This is a genomic window from Mesorhizobium sp. J18 (assembly GCF_007829525.1).
GTDB lineage: Bacteria > Pseudomonadota > Alphaproteobacteria > Rhizobiales > Rhizobiaceae > VLJP01.
Window position 1 is genome coordinate 54,787 of sequence record NZ_VLJP01000016.1, and the last position, 6,776, is coordinate 61,562.

The following is a 6,776-nucleotide window of genomic DNA, read 5'->3' on the forward strand; positions in this document are numbered from 1 at the left end:
TGCAACTTGCTTGAGCGGACTGCTTTACACAAAAGCGGCAGTCAAGGCAAAGGGCGTGCCGGGACGGCGAGATGAAGGACACGCATTGCAGAAAAGCCGCCGAGGTTTTCCCAGCGGCTTCTTCATTTCAGCCAAACACTACGCCGCTCAGGCGGCGAGATCGCGCAGGACGTATTGCAGGATGCCGCCGTTGCGGAAATATTCCAGTTCGTCCACCGTATCTATCCGGCAGAGAACCGGTACCTCCTTCACGCTGCCGTCGGCGAAGGTGATCTTCGCCGTCAGCGTCTGGCGCGGCTTGATGTTCTCCAGTCCCTCGATCGTCACCGTCTCGTCGCCCTTCAGGCCAAGTTCGGCCCAGCCGACATTCTCCTCGGCGAAGACGAAGGGAATGACGCCCATGCCGACGAGGTTCGAGCGATGGATGCGCTCGAAGCTCTCGGCGATGACGGCGCGCACGCCAAGCAGGTTGGTGCCCTTGGCCGCCCAGTCGCGCGAGGAGCCGTTGCCGTATTCCACGCCAGCGAAGACGACGAGCGGCACGCCTTCCTGCCGGTAACGCATGGCGGCGTCGTAGATCGACATCTCCTCCTTGGAGGGATAGTGGATCGTGTAGCCGCCCTCGCGCCCGTTCTCGCCCAGCATGTGATTGCGGATTCGGATATTGGCGAAGGTGCCGCGCATCATGACTTCGTGATTGCCGCGCCGCGTGCCGTACTGGTTGAAGTCGGCGACGGTGACGCCGTTGTCGAGGAGATACTGTCCGGCGGGCGACTGCGCCTTGATGGATCCCGCCGGCGAGATATGGTCGGTGGTGATCTTGTCTCCGAACAGGCCAAGGATGCGGGCGCCCCTGATGTCGCCGACCTGGCCCGGCTGGCGGCTCATTCCGGCGAAATAGGGCGGGTTCTGCACATAGGTCGATTTCTCGTCCCAGGCATAGGTCTGGCCCGCCGGAACATTGACCGCGCGCCAGTTCTCGTCACCCTTGAAGACGTCGGCATATTTCTTGGCGAAAAGCTCGCGCGTGACATTCTTCTGGATGAAGTCCTGGATCTCCTGGCTGGTCGGCCAGATATCCTTGAGGAAGACCGGATTGCCGTCCTTGTCCTCGCCGATCGGCTCGGTGGTGAGATCCTTGGTGACTGTCCCGGCGAGCGCATAGGCAACCACCAGCGGCGGCGAGGCGAGGTAGTTTGCCTGCACGTCGGGGGAGACGCGGCCTTCAAAATTGCGGTTGCCGGAAAGCACGGAAGCGACGATCAGCCCCTTGTCGTTGATGGTCTTGGAGATCGCCTCCGGCAGCGGGCCGGAATTGCCGATGCAGGTCGTGCAGCCGAAGCCGACCAGATTGAAGCCGAGCTGGTCGAGCTCCTTCTGCAGGCCGGAATTCTCCAGATACTCGGCCACCACCTGGCTGCCGGGCGCCAGCGAGGTCTTCACCCACGGCTTCTGCTTCAGGCCGAGGCGATTTGCATTACGGGCGAGCAGGCCGGCGCCGATCAGCACGCTCGGATTGGAGGTATTCGTGCATGACGTGATCGCCGCAATGGCGACGTCGCCATGGCCGATATCGAAATCCTCGCCGGGAACCGGGTAGCGCTTGTCGGTATCGACCGTCTTCTTGTATTCGGTGGCGAGTGCCTGGGCGAAGCCGTCGGCAATGCCGTTGAGCGAGATACGGCCCTCCGGGCGCTTCGGTCCGGCCATGGACGGCACGACATCGCCGAGATCGAGTTCGAGCGTATCGGTGAAGACCGGATCCTCCGATCCGTCCTCGCGCCACATGCCCTGCGCCTTGGCATAAGCCTCGACCAGCGCAATGCGGCTTTCGTCGCGGCCGGTCATGGTGAGATAATTCAGTGTCTCGCCATCGACAGGGAAGAACCCGCAGGTGGCGCCATATTCCGGCGACATGTTGCCGATGGTGGCGCGGTCGGCCAGCGTCATGTTGCTGAGGCCATCGCCGAAGAATTCGACGAACTTGCCCACGACGCCCTTCTTGCGCAGCATCTGGGTGACGGTCAGCACGAGGTCGGTGGCGGTGACGCCCTCATTGAGCTTGCCGGTCAGCTTGAAGCCGATGACCTCGGGCAGGAGCATGGAGACCGGCTGGCCGAGCATGGCGGCTTCCGCCTCAATGCCGCCGACGCCCCAGCCGAGCACGCCGAGGCCGTTGATCATGGTGGTGTGCGAATCAGTGCCCACGCAGGTGTCCGGATAGGCGATCGTCTGCCCGTCCTCGTCCTTGGTCCACACCACCTGGCCGAGATATTCGAGGTTCACCTGATGGCAGATGCCGGTGCCGGGCGGCACGACGCGGAAATTCTTGAAGGCCTGCTGGCCCCATTTGAGAAAGCGGTAGCGCTCGGCATTGCGCTGATATTCGAGCTCCACATTGCGCTTGAACGCGAGCGGAGTGCCGAATTCATCGACGATGACCGAGTGGTCGATGACGAGATCGACAGGGACCAGCGGATTGATCTTTTCCGGGTCGCCGCCAAGCGAGGCCATGGCGTCGCGCATGGCGGCAAGATCGACCACGGCGGGAACCCCGGTGAAGTCCTGCATCAGCACGCGGGCGGGCGAATAGGCGATTTCGACGCCCGCCGTGCCCTTGTCCTGCAGCCATGCGGCGACCGCCTGGATGCTTTCCTTGCTGACTGCCCCGCCATCCTCGTTGCGCAAGAGGTTCTCAAGCAGGACCTTCATGGAAAATGGGAGCCTGGAAACTCCTGAAAGCCCGTTTTTCTCAGCCTCCTTCAAATCGAAATAGACATAATCCTTGCCGCCCACATTGAGCGTGCGGCGGCTGTTGAAACTGTCGAGTGATTTAGACACGGCGATCCTATCCTGGTCTGTTCATCCGAAACGGGAACGGACTCCTGAGGCATCACGCGCAAAGGTGCGGGTACGGTCATTTCCGCTGTCCGTCCCTCGCGTCCCGGCCGGTCAAGGCGGCGCGCGCGCGGGTATCGGCACAAAGAGTTTTCACGCCGACCGCTGGCGTGGTTGTCCGGCATATAGAGAATTTCGTAAAAGAGTTCCATACCGTCCGAGAGGCAAATCCGCCTTTTCGGAAAATGGGTTTCGGCCTGGCGACTGCGAGGGGACGAAATGCGGCTTGCGGCCGAAAATCTGGGCGGGGAACGCGGCGGGGAACGCATCTTCTCCGGCGTGGACTTTTCCCTCGCCGCTGGTGAAGGCCTGATCGTTACGGGGCCGAACGGAATCGGGAAGTCAACGCTTTTGCGCGTGATTGCAGGGCTCCTTCCCGTGGCCGAAGGCAAGGTCGTCTTCGATGCCGGCGAGGGAGATTGGCCGGATGCGGCTGGAGCAAGCCACTATCTCGGCCACCGCAACGCCATGAAGCCGGCCCTTACGGTCGTGGAGAATCTTGCTTTCTGGCAGGATTTTCTCGGGGAGAGACATCTCACGGTCGGCGACGCACTGGAAATGGTCGGGCTTTTCGATATCGGCCACCTGCCCTTTGGCTATCTGTCCACAGGGCAGCGCCGCCGCGCGGCGATCGCGCGGCTCCTGGTAAGCTACAGGCCGATCTGGCTGCTCGACGAGCCGACGGCCGGGCTCGACAAGGCTTCCGAAGGACAATTCGCCGCGTTGATGCAGGCGCATCTGGAGGACGGCGGCATCATCATCGCCGCCACGCATCTCCCGCTGGGGCTGGAGAACGCTCGGGAGATGAGGATGGGAAATCACCCGCAATGATCTTGCCCTTTCGCACCCCCCTCTGCCCTGCCGGAGCTTTCACCAGGTGTTAGCCCTCTACATCCGTGAAGTGAGGCTCGGCATACGCGCCGGCGGCGGGGCGCTGGTCGGCATCCTCTTCTTCCTTGCGGTCGTTGCGGTCGTGCCCTTCGGCGTCGGCCCCGATCTCGACCTGCTCTCGCGCATCGGCCCGGCAATGCTGTGGATCGGCGCGCTTCTCGCGAGCCTGCTCGGCCTCGACCGCCTGTTCCAGGGTGATCGCGACGATGGCTCGCTCGACCTCATGCTGATGGCCGGCAGCAGGCACATGACGCCGGTCACGGTCTTCGTCAAATGCCTGGCCTACTGGACGGCAAGCGTCGCGCCGCTCCTCGCGGTTTCGCCGCTGCTCGGCCTGTTCATGAATGTCTCGCCTGCCGGCATAGGTGCTGCGACGCTGACCCTGCTCGTCGGTACGCCTGCGATCACCTTCATCGGCGCGGTGGGCGCGGCCGTGGCGGTTGCCCTGCCGCGCGGCGGCCTTCTCGTCTCCGTTCTGATACTGCCGCTGGCGATACCGGTGCTCATCTTTGGCGTCAGCGCCAGCTATGGGGCAATTGCCGAGCCGGACCCGTTCCTGCCGCCCTTCCTCATTCTCGCCGCGCTCACCCTGTTCTTTGCCGTGATCGGCCCTGTCGCAGCGGCCGTGGCGCTGCGCTGGTCGGGCGACTAGGCTGTCGGCTGCGGCAATGGTGATGAATTGCGGAGCCGCGCCTGCGAGGTTATGTACGGAACCATGAGCGAAACCGCCGCCAATACCGGACGCTGGACCGATCTGGCGAACCCGACCCGCTTCATCGCCCTTGCCGACCGGCTGGTGCCGTGGCTGGGCGGGGCTGCGGTGGTCATGCTTGCCGTCGGCCTTTCCATGGGCTTCGCGGCACCCGAGGACTACCAGCAGGGAAGCACGGTGCGGATCATGTATATCCACGTGCCCTTCGCCTGGCTTTCCATGCTCTGCTACACGCTCATGGCCGCGTCGGCGCTCGGCACGCTGGTCTGGCGGCATCCGCTGGCGGATGTCTCCCTCAAATCCGCGGCGCCCATCGGAGCCTCCTTCACCGCGCTGGCACTCGTCACAGGCTCGATCTGGGGCAAGCCCATGTGGGGCACCTGGTGGGTCTGGGATGCGCGGCTGACCTCGGTCTTCGTCCTGTTCCTGATCTATCTCGGCATCATCGCGCTGACGCGGGCGCTGGACGATCCCGGCCGCTCCGCGCGGGCGGCGGCGATCCTGGCCCTGGTCGGCTTCGTGAACATCCCGATCATCAAGTTCTCCGTCGACTGGTGGAACACGCTGCATCAGCCGGCATCCGTCTTCCGTCTCGACGGCCCGACCATCCATCCGAGCCTGCTTCTGCCGTTGCTCGTTTGCGCTGCCGGCTTCACGCTGCTTTTCTTCACCTTCCACCTGATTGCCATGCGCACCGAAATACGCCGCCGCCGCGTCGTCGCCATGCGCAGGCTGGCCGCCCGTTCCGCGGACGGAGGGGCGGCATGACGCATATACTCTATGTGGTCTCCGCCTATGGCATCTCGGCGCTGGTGATCGCCGGCCTCTTCCTCTGGCTGCTGGTCGATCAGAACGGGCGGATGCGTGAGCTGGCCGAGCTGGAAGCGAGGGGCGTCAAGCGGCGCTCCGCCCGGTGGGGAAACCCATGAGCGTCGAGGTCGAGCCGCGCCGGAAATCCCGCCTCCTGCTCGTCCTCCTGCCGCTCGGCGTCTTTCTTGCGCTTGCCGCGATCTTCCTCATCCAGCTTCTTTCCGGCCGCGACGCCTCGGTCGTCCCTTCCGCGCTGCTTGGCGAACCGGCCCCGCAAACCGATCTCCCGCCATTGGAAGGCTCCGGGCTTCCCGGCCTTTCCTCCGCCGACTTTGCCGGCAAGGTCACGCTCGTCAATGTCTGGGGCTCATGGTGCCTGCCCTGCCGGCAGGRGCACCCGCTCCTGATGCAGCTTGCGCGAGACGAGCGCATCGTGATCGCGGGAATGAACTACAAGGACGAGCCGGAGAATGCGCGGCGCTTTCTCGGCGATCTCGGCAATCCGTTCGACGCCATCGGCGTCGATACCAGCGGCCGCACCGCCATAGACTGGGGCGTCTATGGCGTGCCCGAGACCTTTCTGGTGGGACCGGACGGCATGATCCTCTACAAGCATGTCGGCCCCTTCACGCCCGAAAGCGTAACAGGCGAATTGCTGCCGCGCATCGAAGAGGCGCTTTCAGGCTCGCGCTGAGACAGCGCAGCGGCTATCGTCGCACCCTGCCTGCCGGGGCCAGAGCATGGTCCCGAGAAGTGGGAACCGGATTTTCGGAGAAGATCATGCCCCAGCAGGGAGATAGATCTGGATGAAGGGACGACGAAAGTCATCCGGTTCTAAAGCATGACCGACGCCGATAACGTCCGCGACCATTTCCGCCGCCAAGCCGCGGCCTGCGAGCGCCTTGGCTCGCCTTTCACGGCGCGGCTATGCCGCTTGCTGGCGCGCGATCTCAATGAGACGAGCGAAACGGGCCATCGGGTCCTCAACTGGCCCGGCAACTTCCGCGACGACGCCGTCGCGCTCAGGCTTTGCGGTGCATTTCACGCAGTCGTGCTCTCCGGAGCGGATGAAGATCTGGCCTCGGCCTACCCGTCGAACCAGGCAGATGACGAAAGGCTGGCGGCGGCAATCGCCGGTGCCCTGAAGCGCCATGACCTTCGGCTGCGCGCCGGGCTCGATTCACCGCCGCAGACGAACGAGATCGCGCGGGCCGGCATGCTCCTGCCGGGCTTCATCACCATCGGCCGCGAAACAGGCCTGCCGCTCGCCATACGCGAGATCGGCTCCAGCGCCGGCCTCAACCTGCTTTTCGACCGCTTCCGTTATGATTACGGCGAAATCGGCTGGGGCGACGAGGCATCGCCCGTGCGCCTGAAGCCGGAGCTACGGGGCGAACCGCCTCCGCTTGGCGGTTTCCTGGATGTGGCCTCACGCAAGGGATGCGACATCGCGCCTGTCGAAATT

Annotated in this window: 7 protein-coding genes; 6 read left to right on the plus strand and 1 reads right to left on the minus strand. The window is 64.0% G+C overall.

The window, feature by feature from the left end:
- Positions 1-147 precede the first annotated feature (147 nt).
- The gene (acnA, locus tag L598_RS08475) at positions 148-2,841 is read right to left on the minus strand and encodes an aconitate hydratase AcnA (RefSeq protein WP_144861543.1); all 2,694 of its coding nucleotides are present in this window, start codon (positions 2,839-2,841) and stop codon (positions 148-150) included.
- Between the two features lie 276 nt (positions 2,842-3,117).
- On the opposite strand from acnA, the gene ccmA reads away from it, so the two are divergent.
- From ccmA to L598_RS08505, 6 genes are all read left to right on the plus strand, one after another.
- Positions 3,118-3,729 carry a heme ABC exporter ATP-binding protein CcmA gene (gene ccmA / locus L598_RS08480; RefSeq protein ID WP_144861544.1) on the plus strand — a complete coding sequence of 204 codons (612 nt, stop codon included), beginning with the start codon at positions 3,118-3,120 and terminating at the stop codon, positions 3,727-3,729.
- Positions 3,730-3,775: 46 nt separating this feature from the next.
- Positions 3,776-4,441, plus strand: coding sequence for a heme exporter protein CcmB (ccmB, locus tag L598_RS08485; RefSeq protein ID WP_144861545.1), 666 nt, complete (start codon positions 3,776-3,778; stop codon positions 4,439-4,441).
- Positions 4,442-4,504: 63 nt separating this feature from the next.
- Entirely contained in the window at positions 4,505-5,269 is a 765-nt protein-coding gene (locus L598_RS08490) for a heme ABC transporter permease (RefSeq protein WP_144861546.1), read from the plus strand.
- Positions 5,266-5,430 carry a heme exporter protein CcmD gene (gene ccmD, locus L598_RS08495; protein ID WP_144861548.1) on the plus strand — a complete coding sequence of 55 codons (165 nt, stop codon included), beginning with the start codon at positions 5,266-5,268 and terminating at the stop codon, positions 5,428-5,430. The genes L598_RS08490 and ccmD overlap by 4 nt, the downstream gene beginning before the upstream one ends.
- Positions 5,427-6,005: a DsbE family thiol:disulfide interchange protein gene (locus L598_RS08500; RefSeq protein WP_144861550.1), complete on the plus strand. Its 579-nt coding sequence runs from the start codon at positions 5,427-5,429 to the stop codon at positions 6,003-6,005. The genes ccmD and L598_RS08500 overlap by 4 nt, the downstream gene beginning before the upstream one ends.
- Positions 6,006-6,152: 147 nt before the next feature.
- Positions 6,153-6,776 (plus strand): DUF2332 family protein (locus tag L598_RS08505; RefSeq protein WP_144861552.1); only part of this gene is annotated, 624 nt, incomplete at its 3' end.